Source organism: Algoriphagus zhangzhouensis (assembly GCF_900148515.1).
Taxonomy (GTDB): Bacteria; Bacteroidota; Bacteroidia; order Cytophagales; family Cyclobacteriaceae; genus Algoriphagus; species Algoriphagus zhangzhouensis.
The window spans coordinates 930,767-955,391 of sequence record NZ_FRXN01000002.1 but is presented as its reverse complement, the minus strand read 5'-3'; the positions used below and the strand labels follow the sequence as shown (position 1 = coordinate 955,391).

At 41.1% G+C, this 24,625-nt stretch carries 16 protein-coding genes; all 16 read left to right on the top strand.

Going from position 1 to position 24,625, the window contains the following annotated elements:
- The first annotated feature begins 16 nt into the window (after positions 1 to 16).
- Positions 17 to 451 carry a phage tail protein gene (locus BUF13_RS10065; RefSeq protein WP_026956152.1) on the top strand — a complete coding sequence of 145 codons (435 nt, stop codon included), beginning with the start codon at positions 17 to 19 and terminating at the stop codon, positions 449 to 451.
- 5 nt (positions 452 to 456) lie between these two features.
- The gene (locus BUF13_RS10060; protein ID WP_026956151.1) at positions 457 to 930 is read left to right on the top strand and encodes a phage tail protein; all 474 of its coding nucleotides are present in this window, start codon (positions 457 to 459) and stop codon (positions 928 to 930) included.
- A 3-nt stretch (positions 931 to 933) separates the two neighbouring features.
- Positions 934 to 1,089: a DUF5908 family protein gene (locus tag BUF13_RS20610; protein ID WP_157366938.1), complete on the top strand. Its 156-nt coding sequence runs from the start codon at positions 934 to 936 to the stop codon at positions 1,087 to 1,089.
- Positions 1,090 to 1,092: 3 nt separating this feature from the next.
- Positions 1,093 to 1,884 carry a CIS tube protein gene (locus tag BUF13_RS10055; protein ID WP_073571630.1) on the top strand — a complete coding sequence of 264 codons (792 nt, stop codon included), beginning with the start codon at positions 1,093 to 1,095 and terminating at the stop codon, positions 1,882 to 1,884.
- A 3-nt stretch (positions 1,885 to 1,887) separates the two neighbouring features.
- Positions 1,888 to 3,645 (top strand): type VI secretion system tip protein VgrG, encoded by a 1,758-nt coding sequence (vgrG, locus tag BUF13_RS10050; RefSeq protein WP_073571629.1) that lies wholly within the window; start codon positions 1,888 to 1,890, stop codon positions 3,643 to 3,645.
- Between the two features lie 4 nt (positions 3,646 to 3,649).
- On the top strand, positions 3,650 to 3,928 hold the full coding sequence (locus tag BUF13_RS10045; RefSeq protein WP_073571628.1) for a PAAR domain-containing protein: 279 nt from the start codon (positions 3,650 to 3,652) through the stop codon (positions 3,926 to 3,928).
- A 1-nt stretch (position 3,929) separates the two neighbouring features.
- Positions 3,930 to 4,343 (top strand): GPW/gp25 family protein, encoded by a 414-nt coding sequence (locus BUF13_RS10040; protein WP_026956148.1) that lies wholly within the window; start codon positions 3,930 to 3,932, stop codon positions 4,341 to 4,343.
- Positions 4,340 to 7,714, top strand: coding sequence for a baseplate J/gp47 family protein (locus BUF13_RS10035; RefSeq protein ID WP_073571627.1), 3,375 nt, complete (start codon positions 4,340 to 4,342; stop codon positions 7,712 to 7,714). Before BUF13_RS10040 ends, BUF13_RS10035 begins: the two co-directional genes overlap by 4 nt.
- A gap of 3 nt (positions 7,715 to 7,717) precedes the next feature.
- Positions 7,718 to 11,908, top strand: coding sequence for a hypothetical protein (locus tag BUF13_RS10030; protein ID WP_073571626.1), 4,191 nt, complete (start codon positions 7,718 to 7,720; stop codon positions 11,906 to 11,908).
- Between the two features lie 11 nt (positions 11,909 to 11,919).
- Complete coding sequence (locus BUF13_RS10025) at positions 11,920 to 15,273, top strand: carboxypeptidase-like regulatory domain-containing protein (RefSeq protein WP_073571625.1); 3,354 nt, start codon at positions 11,920 to 11,922, stop codon at positions 15,271 to 15,273.
- A complete protein-coding gene (locus BUF13_RS10020; protein WP_073571624.1) occupies positions 15,270 to 16,823 on the top strand; it encodes a contractile injection system tape measure protein in 1,554 nt (517 codons plus the stop codon). The genes BUF13_RS10025 and BUF13_RS10020 overlap by 4 nt, the downstream gene beginning before the upstream one ends.
- On the top strand, positions 16,817 to 18,166 hold the full coding sequence (locus BUF13_RS10015; RefSeq protein ID WP_073571623.1) for an ATP-binding protein: 1,350 nt from the start codon (positions 16,817 to 16,819) through the stop codon (positions 18,164 to 18,166). Before BUF13_RS10020 ends, BUF13_RS10015 begins: the two co-directional genes overlap by 7 nt.
- A gap of 10 nt (positions 18,167 to 18,176) precedes the next feature.
- Positions 18,177 to 18,356, top strand: coding sequence for a hypothetical protein (locus BUF13_RS10010; RefSeq protein ID WP_073571622.1), 180 nt, complete (start codon positions 18,177 to 18,179; stop codon positions 18,354 to 18,356).
- Between the two features lie 5 nt (positions 18,357 to 18,361).
- Positions 18,362 to 21,952 carry an eCIS core domain-containing protein gene (locus tag BUF13_RS10005; protein ID WP_073571621.1) on the top strand — a complete coding sequence of 1,197 codons (3,591 nt, stop codon included), beginning with the start codon at positions 18,362 to 18,364 and terminating at the stop codon, positions 21,950 to 21,952.
- Between the two features lie 3 nt (positions 21,953 to 21,955).
- Positions 21,956 to 22,822, top strand: coding sequence for a tetratricopeptide repeat protein (locus BUF13_RS10000; protein WP_073571620.1), 867 nt, complete (start codon positions 21,956 to 21,958; stop codon positions 22,820 to 22,822).
- 123 nt (positions 22,823 to 22,945) lie between these two features.
- A complete protein-coding gene (locus BUF13_RS09995; protein ID WP_073571619.1) occupies positions 22,946 to 24,613 on the top strand; it encodes a PQQ-dependent sugar dehydrogenase in 1,668 nt (555 codons plus the stop codon).
- The last annotated feature ends 12 nt before the right edge of the window (positions 24,614 to 24,625 follow it).

Sequence of the window (24,625 nt, the reverse complement as noted above, 5' to 3'; positions counted from 1 at the left end):
CTAAATACCAAATATCATGGCAGTAGCATATCCAGTTTCCGTCTTTCATTTTCAGGTAGAATGGGGCGGCACCAGAATAGGATTTACAGAAGTCTCCGGACTTTCCATCGAATTACAAACTATCGATTATCGGGAAGGTAGTTCATTGGAATATCACGTTTCAAAAATGCCAGGCATTCCCCAATACAGTAATATCACATTGAAAAGAGGGGTTTTCCGTGCAGACAATGAGTTTTTCCAATGGCTCAATACCGTCAAGAAAAACAACATTGAAAGAAGGGATTTGACAATCTCTCTTTTGAACGAAGAACATGAACCAGTAATGGTTTGGAAGGTGAAAGACGCATTCCCATGTAAAGTTGAGGGACCAACCCTGAACTCTACAGGAAATGAAGTCGCCGTCGAAACTATTGAAATCTGTCACGAAGGATTGGCTATCGAAACTCCTTAATTCTCATGGCATTTTTTTACCCCCCTACCGGCTTTCATTTTTTGGTCCGCTTTGAAGGGCTTCTTTTGAAATACCCTAGTATCCCAGATATAGGATTTCAGGAAGTGGGCGGACTGAGTGTGGAAATTGGAATCGAAGAATACGCTGAGGGAGGTGAAAACAGATTCAAACATCGAATGCCGGGATCAGTAGCCTATCCCAATTTGACTTTAAAAAGAGGGATGCTCATTGATTCTCAAGCGGCCAAATGGTTTAAGGATTCAGTGGAGGCTTTTCAATTTGAGGCTAATGATATCACAGTCATTCTTCTCAATGAAGAACATATTCCGATTCAGGCTTGGAATTTTATCAATGCTTGGCCAGTCAAATGGAATATCGAAGGCCTCAACGCCATGGAAAACACCCTGATGATTGAGTCCATCGAATTTGCCTATCAATACTTCAGGAGAATCTCTCCAACAGACCTTTTGCCTTTTTAGACTATGCCTATCGAAATCAAAGAATTGATCATCAGAACAACAGTGGATACTGCCGAAGAGCGTCCATCTGGTAGAAGCAAGCCCAGTCCAAAAACCGAGGCTGTACTTGAAGGCATCAAGGAATTGACCCGACTGGTCAAAGAAAAAAACGAACGATAAAACATGGCTCTTGTAGACATATTCTCTCCTCTGGGTGGTTTGGAAAAACTCAAAATCACAGCATTCTCGGATGATTCATACGATCAATCGACCGGGACTTATGTCGTGATGTACAATCCAACTACCTATTCTCAGGAAGTGACAAACAAGTGGATACCCGAGGAAGGTCTAGCTGATGGGGCTCAAAACCAGTTCAAATCCAACCAGTCTGAATCGGTTTCCTTTGAGTTTTTGTTTGATGCTACTTTGACTTCCCCTCCGGGAAAAGATGTTCCGGGAGATGTAGATCTTTCTTACCTAGGTGACAGTAAACCTAATTTGGATAAAATCAGTGGCGAGAAAATCAATGCGGTGGATATTATTCAGGAGGATCGACATGTGGATCGCGCTATTCAGAAGTTTCTGGAGCTGACGCAAAAAGTTCAATCTGCATCCCATAGCCCAAACTTCTTACAGATCAATTGGGGAGCTTTTCAATTCAGAGGTGTACTGGAAAAGGCAACGATCAATTATAAGCTTTTCAATTCATCAGGCCTCCCAATCCGAGCAACAGTCTCTGCGAGTTTTATCCAAAGCATTCCTCGAGAAGAGCAAGCTGCAGAAGCAGGTAGAACCTCCCCGGATCTCACACATATCCGGACTGTCAAATCTGGAGATACCCTTCCAATTATGTGTTTCAGAGTTTATGGAACTCAGGAATTCTATTTGGAAGTAGCCAAAGCCAACAAGCTTAAAAATTTTAGAAAACTGGAAGTAGGTCAAGAACTCTTCTTTCCACCATTAGCCAAAGCTTAATCAATGCCATTAGTGCCTGTAAATACTGAAAATAAAGAAGACATCGTCTCTTATACTATCCTTTCGGATGGCAACGCACTTCCACCAGAGGTGGGGATAGCGACTATTATTGTCCAGAAGGCAGTCAATAAAATCCCATCTGCAAGACTTGTTTTGTTTGATGGAAGTGTAGCTGAATCTGATTTCAAATTAAGCGCTGGAGATCTTTTTGTCCCAGGGAAAGCACTTGAAATTAAGGCGGGGTATCATGGGATTGAGGAAACTATTTTCAAAGGCATCATTATCCGTCATGGACTTGAAGTGACTGATAGTTCTTCCAAATTGATTTTAGAATTGAAAAGTGAGGCAGTAAAAATGACTGTCGGAAGGAAAAACAAATACTTTTTTGACTCTGCTGACTATGAAATCATTGAGGAAATCATTGGATCCTATTCTGGTCTGAGTGCTGATGTGGAAAGCACAACCGGTTCTCATCCAGAAATGGTGCAGTACTATGTGACAGATTGGGACTTTATTCTTACTCGAGCCGAGATCAATGGAAAAATTGCATTGATCGAGGATGAAACTATCAAAATCATCAAACCGGAAGTAAGCGCTGATCCGATAATCGACCTCCAATACGCCATGAATGTCGTTGAATTCCAGGCCGAGATGGATGCAAGAACCCAATATGCGGCTAGTAAGAGCTTCTCTTGGGACCAAGCAAATCAAGAGATCAAAGAAATAGAAGGAGCTGATCCGGGAATTGACTTACAAAGTGATCTTAGCGGTGCTGACTTGTCTGACGTAATCGGATTGAGTGACTTCAGACTACAACATTCTGGCAATGTGGATGATCAAGAGCTTCAGGCATGGGCTGACTCCAAATTATTACGCAGTCGACTTTCTAAAATCCAAGGCCAAGTCAAAATAAAAGGCCATAATACCATCAAACCGGGTGACATGGTGAATCTGGATGGTTTTGGAAGCCGATTCAATGGGAAAGCCTTTGTTTCTTCAGTCTATCATGAGATTTCTCCCAACCAAAAATGGTTTACCCATTTAGGTTTGGGACTGGATTCGAGATTCATTTCCAGGCTCTACGATGACATTTTAGATGTTCCGGCTGCCGGTGTCATTCCCGCCATTAAAGGGCTTCATATTGGAAAAGTCACCGAACTGGAAGATCCAGATGGAGAATTCAGAGTTCGGGTATTTATCCCGGTAATCGACCCCAATTCTGAGGGGATTTGGGCCAGAGTATCCACTCCGGATGCTGGTGAAGGAGACGACGCCAGAGGGATCTTTTTTGTACCTGAAATAGGGGATGAAGTAATAGTGGGTTTTATCAATGAAGACCCTCGGGATCCCGTGATTTTGGGCCAATTGTATAGCTCAGCAAAACCAGCTCCTTTCGAACAAAATGAGGATAATTTCCAAAAAGGAATCGTCACCAAAAGCCAATTGAAACTGGTTTTTGACGATGATATGAAGTCCATCACTTTTGAAACGCCCAATGGAAACAAAGTCATAATAAGTGATGATGAAGGCGGTATTCTTTTGGAAGATGAAAACGGAAATAAAGTCACCATGAGCTCTGATGGAATCCAATTGGAATCAGCCAAGGATTTCATCATCAAAGCTTCTGGAGATGTCACTATAGAAGGAACGAATGTGAATCTCACAGCTAATGCCCAACTCAAAGGGGAGGGAAGTGCAGGAGCTGAGATTTCATCTTCAGGTTCCACAGTAATCAGTGGTTCAATAGTTCAAATCAATTAAAAATATGCCAGCTGCAGCGAGAGTATTGGACACGACAAATCATGGAGGAACGGTCATGGGGCCAGGAGAACCCACAGTTTTGATTGGAGGAATGCCAGCTGCGGTTTTGGGAGATAATCATGTTTGCTCTTTGCCACCAAATACACACCAACCAACGGCAAGTCCATTTGCAATGGGAAGCGCCACAGTTTTGATTGGAGGAAAACCTGCTTTAAGAGCTGGGGATGTTTGCGGTTGTGGGGCATCAGTAGCAGTAGGAGAACCTACAGTAATGATAGGATGATATGAGTGAGAAAAATTCATTTTTAGGTAGAGGGTGGGCATTTCCAGTAGAATTTAGCTCTGGTTCTAAGCAGGCCAAATTGGTGGAGGATGAGGAAGACATTCGTCAGAGCCTGATCATATTACTGAACACCACATTGGGAGAACGTGTGCTAAGACCTAAATACGGAGCAAATATGGAAGACCTTCTTTTCGAAACGCTCAATGTCACCACAGCTACAATCATTATCAATCGAATCAAAAAGGCAATTCTATTCCATGAACCTAGAATCAAAGCGGATGATATAGACCTGCGACCTGATTATCAGGAAGGTAGAGTAGAAGTACTCGTGAAGTACACGATCATCGCCACCAACAATCGAAAAAACTTGGTTTACCCCTATTTCATCATCGAAGCAACTGACACCAATCTATGAGTTTAGACAATTGTCATAGCGTCCAAGTACCCACTAGCGGAACCAATCGGGTCAATCGGCTGCTCAAGACTCTGCTTCCGGAGTATGTAGCTGTTGATGCCCGAAAAATCGATGAATTAAAGTCATTTGCTGTCAATCTGGCAACGGAATTGAAATTTAAAACTCAAGCGGGTTGGGATGGTGATTGGAAGAAATTTTTTGAAAAATCCATCAAACAAGAACAAAGAACAGACCCTCATTTTGCTTTGTTTTTGGCCTTTTTGCAAAACTTCAAATTGGCTCAAAATGACATCAATGGACTGACTAAAAAGCATCTGGACTTTTTCTATCGAGACGTTCTTCATTTGAAAGAAAAGCCAGCTGAAGCAGATCAGGCATATTTGATTATCCAATTGGCAAAAGCTACTGCGGCTTACCTTTTGCCCAAAAACTCTGAATTCAAGGCTGGAAAAGATGATACAGGGGTGGAGGTTTTGTTCAAAAACCTCAAAGATGAATCCTTGAACAAATCAGAAATCAGCTCCATCAAATCCTTTTTCAAGGATGAAAATGGAAGAATCTATTCCTCGCCAGTGGCAAATTCAGCTGATGGATTAGGAGCTGAAATCACCACCACAGAAGGTCAGTGGAACCCTTTTGGAAGACCTAAAACACTTTTTCCTGATTCTGACAGGAGCCTTGCCGTTTTAGGATTTGCTGTCTCTTCTCCCACATTGGCTCTAGAGGAAGGGCTAAGAAAAATCACTTTGACCCTCCTACTTCCCAAAGAGGAAGGTCTGCTAGGAAAATTAAAAGAACTACATCTCAATTCAACTTTCAGGTTTTTCTTAAGTGGAGAAAAAGAATGGATTGAAGCCACGGCCGGTTTTGATCTTCAAAGCGAAGAAGAAATTGAAGAAGAGGCCTTGAAATTCCTGAACAATGCCAAAAAATGGCAGGATATCGCGGCAATTGAACCACAAGCGGGACCTGTTTTTGACAATCCTGAATTTGGCAAGCACAAGCCCTTTAATGGCTATGACATCGGGGAAGTTACTGCCAAAAATATTCTCGCTAAACGATCTACTCTCCCAGGCCAAAAATTCACCTCTCTGATTCAAGTGAGAGCAGTCCGAGGAGTGGGTGAGGATAAAATTGAGGATCTAAAATATTCATTCCGAAGTCAAAAGCATGAAATCAAAGATTTGGGTGATACCATTGAGTTGATTTTGAAATGTCACTTGATCTCTGACCAAGATGCAGTGGTGGGATACGATGAGGAAACTCTACTTCAGAAATTCAAAACCGTTCAACCTGTACTAAAAATTGAACTTGCCAATACACTTCAAAGCTATGCTTATCCGCTCCTTCAAGGAGCAAAAGTTCAAGAAGTAAAAATAAATGTAGATGTCAGCGGCGTAGAAAACCTAATTCTCCAAAATGACTTGAGTACTCTTCCAGTAGGGAAAAACATTAACCCCTTTGGTCCCAGACCGCTTCCAGGATCCAGTTTTTACATTGGAAGTTATGAAGCTTTTTCAAAAAAGCTCCAAAGCATGAACCTCCATTTCAACTGGCATGGACTTCCAGAGGATGAAGACGGATTTGAGGATTATTATGCAGAATACGACGATTTTGAAAATTCATCCTTCCAAGTGAAGAGCTATTTTCTGGACGACAGGTCTTTTGGGTCTCTGAAGAGTACTTTCAGATTATTTAAGGAAGACGGAGCATTAAGCAGTTCTCAGGAATATGAATTAAGTAGTTCCCATTTTACTGGGTTAGAAGCCGAGCCCGAATTGGAAGAAGTATTGCAATGGACTCCAGCAACAAAAAGAGGATTTCTAAAACTCAGCCTTACCCATGGATTTGGACATAAGGAATATCCCAAACTATTCTCTGAGGCTGTGATTTCCCTAACGACTGATGCCACTGACTTATCAATTCCAAATGAACCATATACCCCAGAGCTTAGCAGTGTAAAACTAGACTATACTGCCGAGGACACTTTTGTTCCAGGAAATCATGACTGGGATTCCTTTTTCAATATTGGAGTATTTGGAGTGGCTATTCAAGAGCAATCTCCTTCCCTTCTGGTTCCAGATTATCAAGGCGAAGGCTTTTTACATATTGGATTGAAAAACCATCAAATTGCTCAATCGATCCAAATGCTTGTCCATGTTTTGGATGGAAGTGGAAATCCAGAAAAAGCTGTTCCTGAAGTAAAATGGGACTATTTAGCGAATAATGAGTGGATCAAATTTGAAAAGCTTGACTTGGTCTTGGATGAAACCAATGGATTGATCCAAACAGGTTTAGTCGGCTTCACCATGCCTCGAGCTGCCAACACCTCACACTCAATTCTGGATGATGGATTGACTTGGATTCGGGCAAGTGTGAGTGAAAACTCTGATGCTATTCCTGATTTCACCCAGATTCTGGCTCAGGCGATTAAGGTAACTTTCGAAGACAAAGGAAATGACCCCAATAGATTGGCAGTTTCGCTTCCAGCAGAAACTATAGCTAAGCTCAAATTGTCTCAACCTCAAGTCAGCAAGATTACTCAACCTTTTGCATCATTTGGAGGAAAAACTCCGGAAGCTTCAGAGGATTTTTATCAAAGAGTATCCGAAAGATTGCGGCACAAGCAACGGGCAATCACTTTATGGGATTATGAGCATTTGGTTTTGGAAGAATTTCCAGAAATCTATCAGGTAAAAGTCCAAAATCACACCGAATACACAGGGAATTTGGAAGAATATCGGGCTTTAGCCCCTCGCCATGTGACGGTGGTATTGGTGGCCAATGTTCAAAATAAAAATGCATTGGATCCGCTTCGTCCCAAAGCGAGCGTTTCCCTGATTTCAAATGTCCATGAGTCACTTTCCAAAATAAATTCGGCAGGGGTTTTTCTACATGTAGTTAACCCAGTCTATGAAGAGCTTCAGGTAAAAACCAAAGTCAAATTCCTAACAGGAGTGGACCGAAGTCTATTTGCAAAAAAGCTGGAAGATGAGTTGAAAGCATTCCTTTCGCCATGGGCATTTGAAGGAGTAGAAAGCTTCAATTTCACAGGAAATATCCATGGTTCAGTCATTTTACATTTTATAGAAAAACTATCCTATGTGGACTATTTGACCTGTTTTGAGCTCTACCACATCGTCAAAAATCCCATCGACGGATCTATTATTTCCAAAGAAAAGGTAGAAGAAGCACGAGGAAGTACAGGCGTATCACTTTTAGGTTCCACAGGGAATATTGACACCTATGGAGATCATATCATAGAGATTTTGGAGACAGATGACTGTGAATGTGAGGATAATGAAATAGCAGCAACTGCAAGCATCGCAAGCAGTGAAGATTCAGATATGGACGAAGCTTTTCCAACTTAATTTATGACCAAACCAATCACCATATCGCAAGCAGCTCCTGCCAGTCCGGCCTCAGACTTTGAACTTCTGAGAACGGAAGCTTTGGCCTATATCCAAAAGCTATCTGGCCAGGTTTGGACGGATTACAATACCCATGACCCAGGGGTGACAATTCTGGAGGTTCTTTGCTATGCCATTACAGATCTAAGCTTCCGAACCAATAAACCGATTCAAGATTTATTGGCTGATCCAGATGGTTCATTGGCAGGACAGTTTTTCAAAGCTTCAGAAATTCTACCTTCCAAACCGCTCACGTTGAATGATTATCGCAAACTTCTCATGGATGTGGAAGTAGTCGGAGAGGAAGATGAACCTGCTCCTTTTGCAGGAGTAAAAAATGCCTGGATAGAATTGAGAGAATCCAATGAAATCCCAGTTTACCCAGATCGAAAAGAGAAAAGTCTTGCCTATAAGCCATTTCCAGCAACAGAGGAAGCCCTGCAAATGGGAATTCTCTACGATGTGCTACTTGAGTTTGATACCACAGAAGGCCTAGGCGATCTCAATGAAAACAAGCTGAGTATGGAAATCAGCATTGATGAGCACATCAGCCTGAGTGGTGTTGTCATTGATATTCAAGTGGAATTTCCTCGCTGGGATGCAAAAATAGACTGGGAAAATCGAACTGAAATTCGAAAAGCAATTCAAAGTATTTCCATTCAATTTCAAAACCTTCCCAGTGGCTTTGAAATGGATTTCTCTCTTTCCCAAACCAATTATATTGAGCTGGAAGGCACTGAATTGACTCCATCTGGATTGGAAGAAATCGAGGATTTGGTAGCAGTAACTAATCTAGTCAATGACTTTGTATTCCAAGATGAAGACGGAGTCATGAGTTTCTATCTTCTCAAAATCGAGAAAATCAAAGAAATCCTGCTGCAGGTCAAAGCTACATTGATGGCAAACCGCAATTTGTGTGAGGATTTCGTGGAATATCACGCATTACGAGTGGAGGAGATTTTGGTCTGCTCGGATATAGAATTGGAGCAGGAGGCAGATGTAGAGCTGACAGAGGCTTTGATATTTTCGGCTATTGCGGACTTTCTATCACCGCAGGTCAATTTCTACACCCTAGAAGAAAGACTTCACGGTTGTAAAGCTGACTCTTTGCCAATCACTAAAATCCAGCAGAACCCGGCCAAACTTTGGTTGGAATTGGAGGAAGATAATTATCCAAAAGCAAGTACTCAGGTAAGTATCCTAGGATCAGGCAACAATGTGGGCACCTACGAGATTTTGGAGATTAAAACTGCTCCAAAAAACCCAAAACTGGCCGAAATAAGCCTCAGTCCCAATTTTTCAAGTCCTTTGATCCGAGATGATGACAGTATTTATTTTGGAAATTGGGAGGAAGAACAATGCAATCCTACAGAAGAAATCTTTGAAGGGCCTCTTTTAAAACATGGATTCATCGATGAGGAAGAATTGAAGTTGGCAGATCGCAAATCCAGCATTCATGTCTCCGACTTGATCCATATCATCATGGATATCGATGGGGTTAAAGCTGTAAAAAGCATCCAGATAGCAAACATGCCTCAAGATGATCCTGAAGGAAAAATTCCTTCGAAAAGCGTTCGATGGTGTCTCGATCTGGCAATGGAAGAGAACTATGTACCTCGCCTGAATACCGAGCTAAGCAAACTCATGTACTACAAGGAGGGACTTCCTTTTAAAGCAGACCGTGAATTGGTGGAAGACCTGCTGAAGGAGATTGAGGATGACAAAAGGCCTCAAAAAATCCACTATCCAAATCTGGATTTTGAGTTGATTTTGGGAGAATTCACTGACTCAGGTGATTATTATTCGATCCAAAATGATTTCCCTTTGGTGTATGGCATAGGAGAAGAGGGAATGCTACCAAAAAGCCAAGGAAGACCTCAAACATTTCAGGTCAAGCAACTGAAAGCCTATCTGATTGTTTTTGAGCAGTTTTTGGCAAATTATCTGGCTCAATTGGCTCATGTCAAAGACCTTTTTTCCATTTCTGCTAACAAAGACCCATTTGGTAACCCGCTGATTTCAAATACCTATTTTTCACAGTCTCTAGAAACTATCGTTCCTGATTGCGAAGATTTATGGAAAGATCTTGCCGGACTAAAGACATTGCTCGCGGACATGACTGAGTCCCATGTAGCCTATTTGGATCGCAGAAATCAATTTTTGAATCACCTCTTGGGAAGGTTTGCTGAGTCTCTGACAGACTATTCTCTCCTTTCTATCCGACTCAATGGTATCGCGGGAAAAGAGCAATTAATTGAGGATAAACTGGAGTTTTTGAACAAGTATCCACAGACCAGCGCCGGAAGAGGCTTAGGCTATAATTATGGTTTGAAAGATGGCTTTTACCATCGTGAAAATCATTCAGGACTAGAAAATAGAATCGGCGGACTTTATGGAATCAAAGCCAAAAAAGCCGATTGGTTGATTTTTAGACCTCACTTTATTTTCACAGTAAACTCTGGAATCTGGACCATTTCGGTCAATGACCTTGTTGATCAACCAGTTTTTGAAATCTTCGAGGAATTTGAATCCAAGGAAGATGCCGCATTGGCTTTAGAAAAAATCCTGCTGATTGCCTCTGAAGATTCTCATTGGAGTATTTCTGGAGAGCCAGGAAGCTTTTTGGCTGAGTTGGTTTTTGAGGAGGAAATCATCGGCGAAAGCATCAAAAAAGATTTTGCTTTAGAATCAGATGCGGCATTGGCTATTGAGGAATTGATTACACTATTCAAGGATGAATTTTTAGAAAACCCTCGAGCTAATCGGAAAAATTTGAGCCTTGGTCTTCAACATTGGTATGAATATACCATCACAACATCCATGGCTCCTGCTCCACCAAAATATGAGGTGGAATTCGAAATCTTTGATGCCCCATTTGGAACTGGTAATGCAATTTTGAGTGGAAAAATAGAGCAAGAAGTGCCTGATGCGGTGGATGAAACCGAACTGGAAAACCTCGCAGAAGCGCATATCCAAGACCATATTTGGAGGATTGTAGCGGCGGCGGCCAAAGCCTCAGGTTATCAACTTCCTACAGATGATGACGTTCCATACAAAATATCCATAATCGACCCAGTTCGGGGCGGAGTGTTAGCCCAGACAGTTGAGTCTGATTTCAATGCTGATCTGGCAGCCCAACTTCTCGATGGCACATGGGGAGATTTATGGCTAATTCAAGAAGGATTTCCTCCTGCCTCCATGGTTTTGGATACTTCAGAATCTTTTGGATCCAAAATTCGACTAAAGGCTGATCTCATCCCAAATCCAGGAGATCAAGTTGTCTTTTCAAGAAGCTTTGAAATTGAAAGCCTTGATCTTGCCTCCCACAAACTGGTGATTGATGGCGATCATTTGGATTTATTTTCTTCATTGGAAGAAATCACCATCAGCCTTGCCCTTGATGAAGGAGATTACCTCGTTAATTATGGCCTTTTCGATATCGCTTTGGTTGACGGTAAAACAGAACTGATTACCAAAGAAGAGCTACGAACTGATTTGATGGAAGGACAATTATTAGTAATGAAGACTTTTGATGTTCTTTCAATTGATGGAGATACATTCTTGGTTGCGGGAGGTGAAGAGCAGTTGGCAATTTTGGCCCTTCAAGCATTCATTTCCAACCAGTTTTTCAGCCATGAAGGCACACATCTATTTGAACATATTTTACTCCGCCCTAAGCTAAAAGGCAAGTATAAATTCCTGGATGAAGGAGGAGTGATGGTTACTGAAACCATTGAAGACAGGCTTTTGGATTCACATTTCCAGGAGGAATGCCATTGCACTTTGGACGATCCATATACCTGCATAGCCCATGTGATTTTACCATTTTGGCCAGGGCGATTTACCAATCGGGATTTCCGAAGATTCTTAGAAAATAAATTTAAAACTGAGGCTCCATCCCATGTCTTTTTGACGATTTGCTGGATCAGCCCAGAGCATATGGATGGACTGGAGCGGGCCTGGAAAATTTGGCAGCTTGAGTCTTTGAAGCCCACAATACATCCCAAAAATCTTTCCACTGCACTATCCCAAGTGATAGAGGAACTGGAAAAAGTCCGCAATGTCTATCCTTCAGGAAGTCTTCATGACTGTGCCGAAAGTGACAGCCTTGCCGATGCCATTATCCTCAATTTTTCATCACTGGGAGAATTTTAAACAATATTATTATGAGCCAGATCATTTCCACTTATCCAATTTTTGAAGGTAGTCAGGTCCTGACCAGCGATCAGCTTAACCAGCTCAGCGCGTACCTTGATCAGCAAAATAGGCTCACCCGATCCAAGTTGATTGGAATGGGAATTGTGTGCGGGCTTCAAATCCAACCCTTTCCAAATGGACTCAGCATTTCAAAAGGTTTAGGGATTACCTCCGAGGGCTTCTTGATTCAAAACGGAAAAAGGTTTGATGCCACTCACTATCGACCTTACACGCTGCCAGAAGGCGTCAGTTATAAGCCATTTGGTTTCCCAGAGCAAGATGTAACGCTTTGGGAGCTACTATCTGAGGAGCCAGAAGATGAGACAGATGTCAAAAAACTGAATAATCCTGCCACCTTCCTCAACAATAAATTTGTCCTCCTCTACCTTGAAATCTTTGACAAAGACCTCAAATCCTGTCTGGGAAATGCCTGTGATGACAAAGGACAAGATCGACTTTTAACCCTTCGAAGACTGGTTGTTTCCAAAGCCGATTTGGATATTATTTTGACTCGCTCCTCCAATGTTTCAGGAGAATTTTCAGCGGATCCTGATTTAAAAAATTACCATTTCAAAAAGCCACTTTTCAGTCCTTCAACTCCTGAATCAACTCTAATTGGCCCATTTATCAGCCATTATCAAAATACAATTACGGAGACAGTGACGACGGAATATTGGGATAATCTAGCGCAAGGATACAAAGTCTTTGAACCACTTTTAGCCAAGAGTTTTGGCTTTTCAAATCCATTCGATTCAGCCCCTGTCATCAATAAAATCGACCAAATCAATCAAAGCTTGACAGATGCTCCCGTAACAGTCTTGGGAATCCAATATCTCTATGATTTCTTCAAAGAATTGAATCTGGCTTGGGATGAGTTTTTGGAAACAGGACTATCATTATGGTATTCCTGTCCGACAGACCCCTCTTTATTCCCTTTACACTTGATGCTTGGGAGAGCTATACCGGCTAGTGAAACCGCAGAGGAATTTTACAAATACCGTCACGGCTTGGTTCAGCCTCCAATTTTCAATGGGCAGAAGCTGCTTCAGGAAAAATTGAATCAGCAATATCGCCGATTGGTATTGATGATTGAGAATTTGGAATTGGGAATACTCAGAGAGCCAAGTCCAGAAGACTTTCCTATTAAAATCACTCCAAGCATTGAGAAATATGATGATTTGGGAAGCAGGTCTATTCCTTATTACTACGATATCAATGGAAAAGGAAGTTTCGGAAGCTGGTTTTCATTGGAAAAGAATTGGAAAGCACCAGGAACCTTACAACTCAGGAGCAGTGATCGGCCAGAAGTTTTAGCCTATGACAATCAACCGGATACTCCAGTTGCGAATCCAGATTTTTTAGAATCCCCATTGAATTTCAACTGGGATCCTTATCCATTTTTGAGGATCGAAGGACATCTGGGACATAATATCGAGGATGCAAAAACAGCAATACAAAACCTGATTAATCAATTCAACCTTCCTATTCATTTAGAAGCATTGCATTTAGATGCAGGAGGAACTTTGACAGATAGCAATTGTGGGTGGAATGATCTTCAGGAAGAATACATGCATCATCGTTTTTTATTATTGGGATTGATCAGAGATATCAGCGAAGGCATTGAGTATTTCAGGGAAATCAATATAAAATATTATTCAGACGATCCAATCTATGACGAAGAACAAGAAAGCGAAGTATTGGAGGCTTTCAAATTATTTCAAGATTGGAACGAATCATTACCCGAATGCCTGGAAGATTTGGACTGGGATATTTTTCAGGAATCCTATAAGAAAATTCTCCAAAGGCTTTTGGATATTTTCTTGATCGAAATGACTCTACTGGACGATATAGATTTAACAGACGACAAAGAAATACCGCTTCAGAATATTTATAGTGGTTTGATAGCGAGAGCTTCCCCAATAGTTTATCGGGTTTTGGATTTATTCTATTTCACTAAAATCCAGCGCCTTTTCCTAAGTTACCTTCATCGAAAAGAAAAGCTTCATAATTCGAAACGCTTTACAGAATACATTCAACAAAACCCGGGAGTCAATCACGAGGCTGGAGTATACAAGGGAGGAACATTTATCCTTCTCTACATGACAAGTTCACAAAGGGTAATTGGGGACTTTAGTCTTCCAGGAGCTGCTTGTGATTGTCAATGTATTGATTCTTGTGAGGGAGATGATTGGAATCTTCTACCTCCATTTGCCCGACCAGATTACGCCGTGACGATGGAAAATACTCCAGTGGAAATTCCAGTCGTCATCAATGATCGTTTGCCAATTGAGAGGGAATATGTGGTGGAATTGCTATCCGAATTCACAGAAAAAGGAGGAAAAGTTTCTCAAATAGGCTCTAGCTCAACTTTCCTTTATGAACCGCCAGAAGGATTCTCAGGTGATGATTCATTCAACTATAAATTAGTGGATAAAGCCAGTGAATTATCAGATGTCGGAAGAGTGACCATTTGGGTCAAAGAAGCCAACCCTACCGTTTGCTATACTGAGGATATTCTGAATTGCTGGGGAATAGACAATGTAACAAAAGCATTAAGTGGAAGAAACTTGGATTCAAGTAATAATCCAACTCAAACCCTATTGGATAGCCTAAGAGAAACTTCCGGATTCACACTCGCAGAAATGGAAGATGGAATTTTGTCGAGCCAACAAGCTTTGGAGCAACTACTCAACTGCCTACAACTTCTAGTCGATGGAATGACGCAAGCTGAAATGAGACAGGCAATCCTAGATTATCAAGCGGCCAATTGCGGTGCTCAGCCAGAGCCTACTTGTACTTCCACAGGAGTGATAGGACAAGTTATAGACGCCTCTGGAGAGCCAATTTCAGGTGTCCAGATCACAATAGAAGGAGGACAAATAGGTACGGTCACTGATCTAGATGGAAGGTTTACACTTCAATTCCCAAATCCAGGGGTAACACTCCAATTTGCCGCTGTTGGTTTTGTATCAAACACGAGAGATATATGCGATGAAACCCAAATCACTCATATTTTGACCTCCGTCAGGGTTTCCCAGCCAGCAGTTACAGGTGTTTCAACTTCAGTGGCGACTTTAGATGCCACTGATATGTTTAAACTTGCCTCTTCTAGAGGATTGATCACAGATGCGACAGCGACTCCAGATAAGAACGATTTGATTGTTTTGCTTCAGGATGACAAGCAGGAAATATCACTAGCAAATGAGGAATTAAGCTTGTTGAAAAACGATACCCTCAAGGTAATCGCTGACGAAAATGACCTTCAATATCGTAGCAATTCCACTAAGGCGAGTTTGGTTGAAATAATCTCTACCAAAAAATGAGTCGGCTCTTGATTCATAGGCAGATTCTAGACTTGAATTACAGCGATGCGATTCAAGCAAGGACTGATTTGGCTCATTGGGGAGAAAAATTCCAAACTCAACTTCAACCTATTATCGAAGAGGTTCTGGAAGAGGTGGATATTCCGGACCAGACGATTCGGATAGACAAACTCGAAATTAATTTGGGCAGAATCAATTCGAAATTAGATCCTGATTTATTGAGAAATCGACTCCGGGAGGAGTTGAAAACCCTAATCCTTCGTAGGTACCCTGAATTATCAACATCGAAAATCAAAAAAGAAGGACCTCAATTTATTCAAAAAGACAATTTTGATCAGAATAAAGAAGTTGAGCTTCTCATTTATCTCTTGGAATTTGGGAGAAAGCCATGGTGGTCAGATCAATCTTCTCAAAGCACTTTAAAATCGATTTTCAGAAAGTTAATTCAAGAAAAAAATCAGGCTTTCAAATCATGGATAGAAAAGAAAAAGCTCAGTGAAAATGCTGTTTCTAGACTTTCTAAGCATATTTCTCATAAAGATCTGATCAACTTCCTGAGTTGGTTTAATCCGCAAAAAGTTGAGCTCATAGAATCCCTTTTCAAAAGTTTCAAAACCACTTTGGTTCCCAGTTTTTCATCATCAAAAGAATTGGATTCAATCTTTATCAAGGCTGTTTTAGAAGCTATTTTCCTTGAAAAAAGCCATCTCAACTCTTTTTCAAAAACGTTGGATTCTTTGATTTTATCTAATCCAAGCAAACCGAATTCTAGTGAATTAAATGACCTGATCTTAACATTTTTGGCTGAGGTCAAATCCAAAAAAATTGATCAAAAAGCTATTGAAAAAGTATGGCTAGAATGGTCTCAAACTCCCATTTATGAGGGATCAAAAATTTCACAGAAACCGAAGATCCAGTTTTTGGAAAAATCTGAATCAGATCTATTTATTCAACTAGCGAGAACGGTTCTTATAAAGTCTCATTCGGTTGAGGAGTCTATTAAATCAAAAGAAAAAGATCTATATCGATCCAAAGATCAATTGGAGCAAGACGAAACTTTCCCGATTTCCAATGCAGGATTGGTGTTGACGGCTCCTTTTCTGCCATACTTTTTCGAAGGTTTGAATTTGACCAAAGAAAAAGAATTTGCCTCTGATGGAGCCCAAAACAGGGCCGCTTTGCTATTGCAAAGTCTGCTAGATGAAAGCAATCAGTTTGAGGAAAGCGATCTACTTCTGAACAAAATCCTCTGTGGAATTCCTTGCTCAAAGGTTATTGAGGTAAAGTTTGAACCCACAGATTTGGAAAAAGAGGAGATGAAAAACCTTTTGGACACTTTAGCGCAGAGGTGGAAAGCTTTAAAAACTTCATCAGGGAAATCCATTTCCAAAGGATTTTTTCATCGGGAAGGAAGTCTTCGGAAAGTTGAAAAAGGTTTTCAGTTGATCATTCCAAGGACATCTATTGACATTCTTTTGAACCAGCTCCCTTGGGGAATCAGTATCATCAAACATCCTTGGATGGAAGAAACACTTTTTACAGAATGGTAAGCAAAGCACACGATAATGCCCAATTCGTCCAATTGGAAATGGACTGGCTTCAGCAGATCTTGAAGGCAAGATCTGCTATCAATGCAAAACCAGATACGGCCAACCAAGACCTTCTCCATATTCCTCCACCCGAGCTGGATAATCTAGAATCCCCATATTCTGATTTGATCAAAAAACACCGTTTAGGACCAGAAGATAGATTTCTATTAATCCTAGCTGCTGTCCCTCATATCCGTCCACAATTACTGGATATGTTTATGAGTAGGAATCAATTGACTCAGCAGATCTACACGGAATTTGGTGGCAAAAAAGCCAAATCTCACAATGGATTTATTCCAACTGGAGAGACTATCCTTTTCATTTTGGCTGGAAATGACCTCAAAAAACGATTTCAATACCAAAATCTTCTTGATGGAACGGGCACCTTATTTAAAGAAGGAATACTCAAATTGAGCGATGTGGAAACGGATGAATCTTTCCTATCTGGCACTTTAGCCATATCTAGAGAAATTTTGGATCTCATCACCACAGGACGGATTCAGAAGCCAAGTTTCAACAATGATTTCCCTGCACAGCGACTTCACACAGCTTTGGATTGGGAAGACTTGGTATTGCCAGAAGACACTAGAATTGAGCTGAAAGAATTAGAGATTTGGCTCAAGCATAAGGACTTTTTGCTTAATGAATGGGGAATGGGCAAAGTACTAAGTCCCGGATATAAAGCTTTATTTTTTGGTCCCCCAGGCACTGGAAAAACTTTAACTGCAGCCCTTTTGGGCAAAAAAATGGGCTTGGATGTCTATCGAATAGATCTATCGAGGCTTGTTTCCAAATACATTGGAGAAACAGAAAAGAACTTGGGGAAGATTTTTGACCGGGCAGAAAAGCAAAACTGGATTCTGTTTTTTGATGAGGCAGATGCCATTTTCGGCAAACGAACCTCTGTCAATGATGCCCATGACAAATATGCCAACCAAGAGGTCTCCTATCTTTTGCAAAGGATCGAAGAGTATGATGGCTTGGTCATTTTGGCTACCAATCTAAAAGGGAACCTTGATGAAGCATTTATGCGCCGCTTCCAATCGAGCATATTTTTCCCCATGCCCCAAGCCGAAGAACGACTTCAACTTTGGAAAAATGGTTTTCCAGAAAGAGCTCAGCTTGAACCGAAAGTAAATTTGATGTCATTGGCCTCTTCCTATGATCTCAGTGGCGGCAGCATTATCAATGTGATTCAACATAGCCTTTTGATGGCTCTGGAACACGATGATAAAATCATCCGGATGGAAGATATCACAGAAGGTGTCAGAAAGGAATTTCAAAAAGTAGGAAGAACAATTTAAGGAGTGCGAAATGAAACGTAAAGTTCGAAAAAAGCCTGAACAGGAGCCTGAAAAAGAGCCAGTTGTCATCATGGTTGACAAAGAAAAGGCAGTAGAAAATGAAAAGGAAAAAATGAGTCCTGTGGAAAAAGAACGCCAAGGGATGAAAACTGAAGAACCTGGAGAAGCAATGACTCCTCTTAAAAAATAATATCCATGGGAGCAGCAGCAAAAAAAATAGCCCCACCTAAATCCCGCCTGTTCGGGGCTGGAGCTGCTATAATCCAACCTTCCCTCAAAGTCGGGAAACCAGGCGATAAATATGAAAAAGAAGCAGACTCGGTTGCCGATCAGGTAATGATGATGCCAAGCACTCCACAAACTCCGATAATGACTGGGAGTTCTGGAGGAGTCCAATTAGAGGAGGAAGAAGAAGCCATCCAACCTAAATCTGAAGAAGAGAAATCGGTACAAATGATGCCTCTTTCAGCTGGTATCTCCATGATTTCCCTAAGTCCGGAAGAGGAAGAGGAACTTCAATTGAAAGAAGAGGAGGAAGAAACTGTTCAACTCAAAGGTGAAGAAGAAGAATCTCTTCAAATGATGGGAGGGAATGGCGAGGTCCCTGCCTCTGTTTCCACACAAATTCAAGGTGGTACGGGAGGTGGAAGTCCTATGGCTCCTGCTGTCCAATCCGAAATGGGGCAGAAAATAGGTGCTGATTTCTCTGGAGTAAAAATTCATACCGGACCACAAGCCACATCCATGAGTAATGCATTGGGGGCTCAGGCTTTTACCCATGGATCTGATGTCTATTTCAATGAAGGGAAATATAGTCCTGAATCCTCCAAAGGAAAGCATTTGTTAGCACATGAGTTGACGCATACAATTCAGCAAAAAAGTGCTGTAGTTCAAAGAATGCCAATGGTACAGAAGGAGGAGGAAGAGGAAGAAGAAATAGTAAAAACCAATGAATTTAGCTTTACTGTTGGTCGTCCTGCAAAGACCTATTCTATAAATACCGAAAATCAAACAGCAACTTTCCCAACTCTTGGAGTTCCTGGGTTCAAAGTTAGATATGGCCCAGGAAGAGGAGAATCATTCAAAAAAACTGTAAGGTCAGGAACACATATAGAATCATGGGAATCAGATGCTATGACTGGCTCAGGATTTACATCAGATTTTGAAGAAAAAATTCATCAGGAAAATCCTCCACAACTAGAACAAAATGATAATCCAATATACTATTTAACTCTTAGAGGTAATAGAGGTGCAGCATCTTCAAGAAGAGGTGAATCAGGAGTTATTTTTGGTACCGAGGCACAAATAAAGCGAAGATTAACTAGACCATATTGGAATGCAAGTGGCGAATTTAAACCACATGATGTAGATCATAAAAGAGAACTTCAATTAGGTGGAGATGAAACAGATACCGGGAATCTTTGGATGTTGGAATCCTCCGCAAACAGATCTTCTGGCTCCTTAATTAACAATGAAATTAACGCAAGGATAAGAACTCTTTTAACTGGTAGTTCAGAAAATCTTATTTCACCTCCAAGTCATGAAGCTGTAAAGGAAAATTATACCATTACTCTCACCGAAGGCGTATCGAGAGGGAGAGGAATGAGATTGCCATCTGATGCCAATGCAAATCAAAATTGGACCTTGGAGAGGATCAAACAAGGCAGACAATTAAGAGGATTAAGATTTTTGACAGAGGCACAGGTTTCACAAGGTGGATTTCGAGGAAGTCCGAATGAATTAATGATCTATACAAATGTAATGGGAGGACTTCCAATTCGAATTCCTTGGAGCCAAGAAGCATTAGATAATGGTGGCAGAGATGGTCTAGAATCCCTGAATTTATTCATAGGAAAAAGAGGAGGGGCACGAATGATCATTAATGCTGTCCGGTATCAATCAACCACTAGTGAAAGTGAAGGAGAGGGAGGAAATGGATCTATAAGAGTAACCGCATTTCCAGGATCTACAGGATTGATTGAGGAAAAAACAGACTTGGTTTTTGAGATAAACAGAAAAGAGGGCGTCCAATATGGAGGAGTGATATCCAGGAGCAGTACTGAATCTGCTATGGAAAGAGTATTAGAATTTAAGCCATTAAGTCCAATTACTTTGACGAGTGTAGAACTAAATGATGATATAGGGATGGTTGCAAGTGGTACAATTGCGCCTACAGTTCCTTTTATTGGAAACTCCAATATTCAAATAACCATAAACGAAGAAGGTGTTCGTATTTCTAAAATATTTACAGCTTCTGATTTCTCATTCCCTAGTCCTTTTGATTTTCACAACAGTTCTTTAGAGATTTTTGCTGGAACCGATGGTATTGGCCTAGAAGGCATTGTCAACTTCGGAATCCAGAGTGTAGGTGAAGGTCATATCGGTGCTGCGGCATCTACCTCTGGAGGTTTTGAATTGGAAGGGGCCTTCAATTTTGATTCGGAACTTTTTGATCCAGCTGAGATTCGGGTTGAATACAAAAATGAAATCTGGACCATCGGTGGTACTGTAGGTATCCCAGAAGGGAAGATCAGAGGTGTCAAAAGCGCCACAATCAATGCCACCTATAGCGAAAATGTATTTGCAGCTGAAGGGGAAGCTGAATTGGATATTCCAGGAATCGAGAGAGGAAGAATGTCTATCGAGTACGGAGAAAATGGCTTCTCAATTGGTGGTAGTTTCAATTTAAGCAGTGAGGTACCAGGAATCACCGGAGGAAGTGTCGAGGCCAGAGTTTCCAAAACCAATGAGGATGAAGAGTATCATGTGTTTGTAACAGGAACTGCCCAACCAGACATTCCTGGAATCAATTCAACATTGACCGTGACCTATGAAGATGGTGCCTTGACCATCGAAGGCTCGGCAGACTATAGTAGAGGAATGCTCTCAGGAAGTGTCAATGTAGGAGCAACCAACAGAGCAATTGGAGAAGATGGACAGCCTTCCGGTGATCCAACAGATACCATCCTGATTTACGGAGGGGGAAGCTTAACATTGCAGATTACACCTTGGCTTGCAGCCACTGCCGAAGTTCAATTCCTTCCAAATGGTGAACTAGAGGTCACCGCTAGACTGTCTTCAGACGAATACGAAGTATTTGGAAGACGTGAGGTCAATCGAAACCTCTTCAGAGCTCCAACTATAGAAATCCCAATTTTTGCTATTCCACTCGGACCACGAAGTATAGGATTGGTAGCTCAGATTGGTGGTGGATTAGACTTCACAGCAGGATTTGGACCGGGAGCATTAAGAAATATGTCAGCCGAAATCACCTATAATCCTGAAAGAGAAAATGAGACAACCTTAAATGGACATGGTGAGTTTGTTATTCCTGCGGATGCGGGTCTTACTTTACGTGGTGATTTAAGTTTGGGTGTCAGTGCAGGAATCGCCAGTTTGACTGGAGGAATCGAGCTCGAAGGCTCATTGGGACTTGAAGGGGAAGCACTTGCTTCAGTGGATGTCAATTGGAGTCCTTTGGAAGGCCTGACCATCGATGCATTGGGTAGGATAACTGTCAATCCTAAATTTGTATTTGCACTAAACGCATTTGCAAGAGCTAGTCTGGGTATTGGATGGTTCTCTATTTCAGAAACATGGAGACATAATCTTGCTTCATACGAATGGGGGCCAGATATCCAGTTCGGTATTGTATTCCCGATTCATTATCGTGAAGGAGAGGCATTCAGCATTTCTTTTGATGATTTGGAAGTCATTTATCCAGATTTGGATATTATCAATATGGCCTCTGGTCTTGCAAGGGATGTAAAAGATGATATTTTCTAAAAAATGGAAACCAACCTATCAAAGGAACTGAATAATCAAGGGGTCGAATCATTTATTAAAGGGGATTCGGAAAAAGCCAAAGGCTTATATTTTCAAGCTTTGGAAGAGAATCCTGAAAACACGACTACCTTAAATAATCTTGGGTTACTATACCACCAGCTCAAGGATTTTGATCAAGCTATTGACTATTTTAGAAAGGCGATTTCCATCGAAGAAAAACCCGTATTCTATCTCAATTCGGGCAATAGTTTTGCAATGAAGGGAGAGTTGGATCGTGCAAAAGAAAATTACTTTCTGGCACTAAAAATTGACCCAAATTATGCCAATGCTTGGGTTAGTCTCGCAAAATTGAAAACTCATCAAAATGAAATCCAAGATGCTATTCAATATTGGGAGAAAGCAATCCAATCCAATCCAAAGGAGGAATTCTATTTGGGTCTTTCCAAGGTTTTGATGCTCAATCAGGAGTTTGAAAAAGCCCTGGAAATTTTAGCAACTTTGAATAGCAGCGCCGAGGTTTGGTTTCAAATTGGCAAGTGCGAATATCATCTAAGAAATCACGGTTTGGCAGAAAATGCCTATAAAAAAGCATTGGCCAAAAATCCGGACAATCTGGAGATAAGAAGGCATTTCAGTCTAAATTACATTACTTCTGGACAAATCGAGAAGGGGCTTGAACAATACGATTTAATCTTAAAAATTTATCCCGAAAACTATCAGATAATGACAGAAAAAGGGGTCATTTTGTGTAGCATCTCTGAGTTTGTTGAGGCTGAAAAATGGCTAAAAAATGCTTTGGAATTGAATTCGGAATATCCTAAGGCAAGACATTATTTAAACTTGATTCATACTACAGTCAGAAAGCCCTGAGTTTTTTGAGGTTGCCTTTGAATAGTTGATGGAGATCTGCTATTCGAAATCAATTCCGCATTTTCATTTAATTCCAATAGCTTTTGATTTTGATCGATTCGGAAAATCGATTAATTAGCTATTATGAAAAATTCTGTAAAATTTTTTCTTCCTGCCTTAGCCCTTTTTGCGGCATGTTCCGGAGAAAAAAATCCCGGTTGGGACATTTCCACAGACCAGGAACAAATCACAGCAGGCAAGTCTCTTTTTGAGCAAAACTGCGCCGCCTGCCACAATTTTACCCAAAATGCTATCGGTCCAAATCTTAGTGGAGTCACTCATGAAATGACTTCCGAATGGGTCAAGAATTTCATCAAGAATCCAACACAGATCATTGAATCAGGTGATGAAAGAGCAAAAGCAACTTTTGCTGCATACAAAACCTATATGCCCGCCTTTCCTAACCTAGGAGATGAACAAATGGATCAAATTCTCAGCTACCTACATACTTATGAGAAAAAGGCCGTTGAGCAAAGTGCTGATAAAATTGAAGATCCCATCCCGGATTCTGTAGTCGATTCAGGAATTCGGATGGAATTGGAGTTTTTCTTTCAGGTACCTCCAACAGACACAATTACACCACTTGCGAAAATCACCAAACTGGAATCCGAACCAGTTTTTGGAAGAACTTTCCTCCAAGATCAGCATGGGGTGATGTATGAAATCATCAATGGCAAGCCAGTTGAATACCTCAATCTCAAAAAACTAAGACCAGAAATGGTCTCCAAGCCCGGACTTGCTACAGGCTTTGGAAGCTGGGCTTTTCACCCAGATTTTGTGAATAATGGAATACTTTACACCTCTCACACAGTACCTGGTGGAACAGCTCCTGCGGATTTTGCTTATGCAGACAGTATTCCTGTCAAGATGCAATGGGTGTTGACAGAATGGAAAACTAATAATCCAAAAGGAACTCCATATGTCGGAGAGGGAAGAGAATTTTTCAGAATAGACGTCCCGACTCAAATCCATGGTGTCCAGGAATTGGCTTTCAATCCTAAGTCAAAGCCAGGGGATGAGGATTATGGGCTTTTGTATGTCGGTGTAGGAGATGGAGGCAGTGCAGAAAATGGTTTTGCCTTTATTCCAGATCATCAAGGAAGACTCCCTTGGAGCAGTATTTTAAGAATTGACCCAAGCGGAAGAAACAGTAAAAATGGAAAGTATGGAATCCCTGCATCCAATCCTTTTGCAAGTGATCCTAACAAAGCAGGTGAAGTTTATGCCTATGGTTTCAGAAACCCAAACAGAGTCTTTTGGAGTCCTGATGGTCAGCTATTAGCATCGGAAATCGGCCATCACAACATCGAAGAATTGAATAAAATCGAACCTGGTAAATTCTATGGCTGGCCGCAGCGTGAAGGTACATTTTTGATTAACCCATATGGCAATATGAGTGATCTTTTCCCATTGCCTGCCGATGATGCAGAATTAGGATCAACCTATCCTTTGATCCAATTGGATCATGATGAGCTCAATGCAATTATTGCAGGATACTTTATCCCATCAGGAGAATTAGAAGGCAATTTCTTGTTTGGAGATGTACCGGGCGGAAAATTGTATATCAGTGATTTGAAAGGGGATCAGCCAAAAGTGGAATCATGGAAAGTCATCTACAATGGCAAAGAAATGACTATCAAAGAGCTTTGCGACTGCAAAAGAGTTGACTTGAAATTTGGTCAGGATAAAACAGGTCAACTTTACCTGATGACAAAATTTGACGGGAAAGTTTATAAAATTAAAACTCCCTGAATTAAGAGTTTT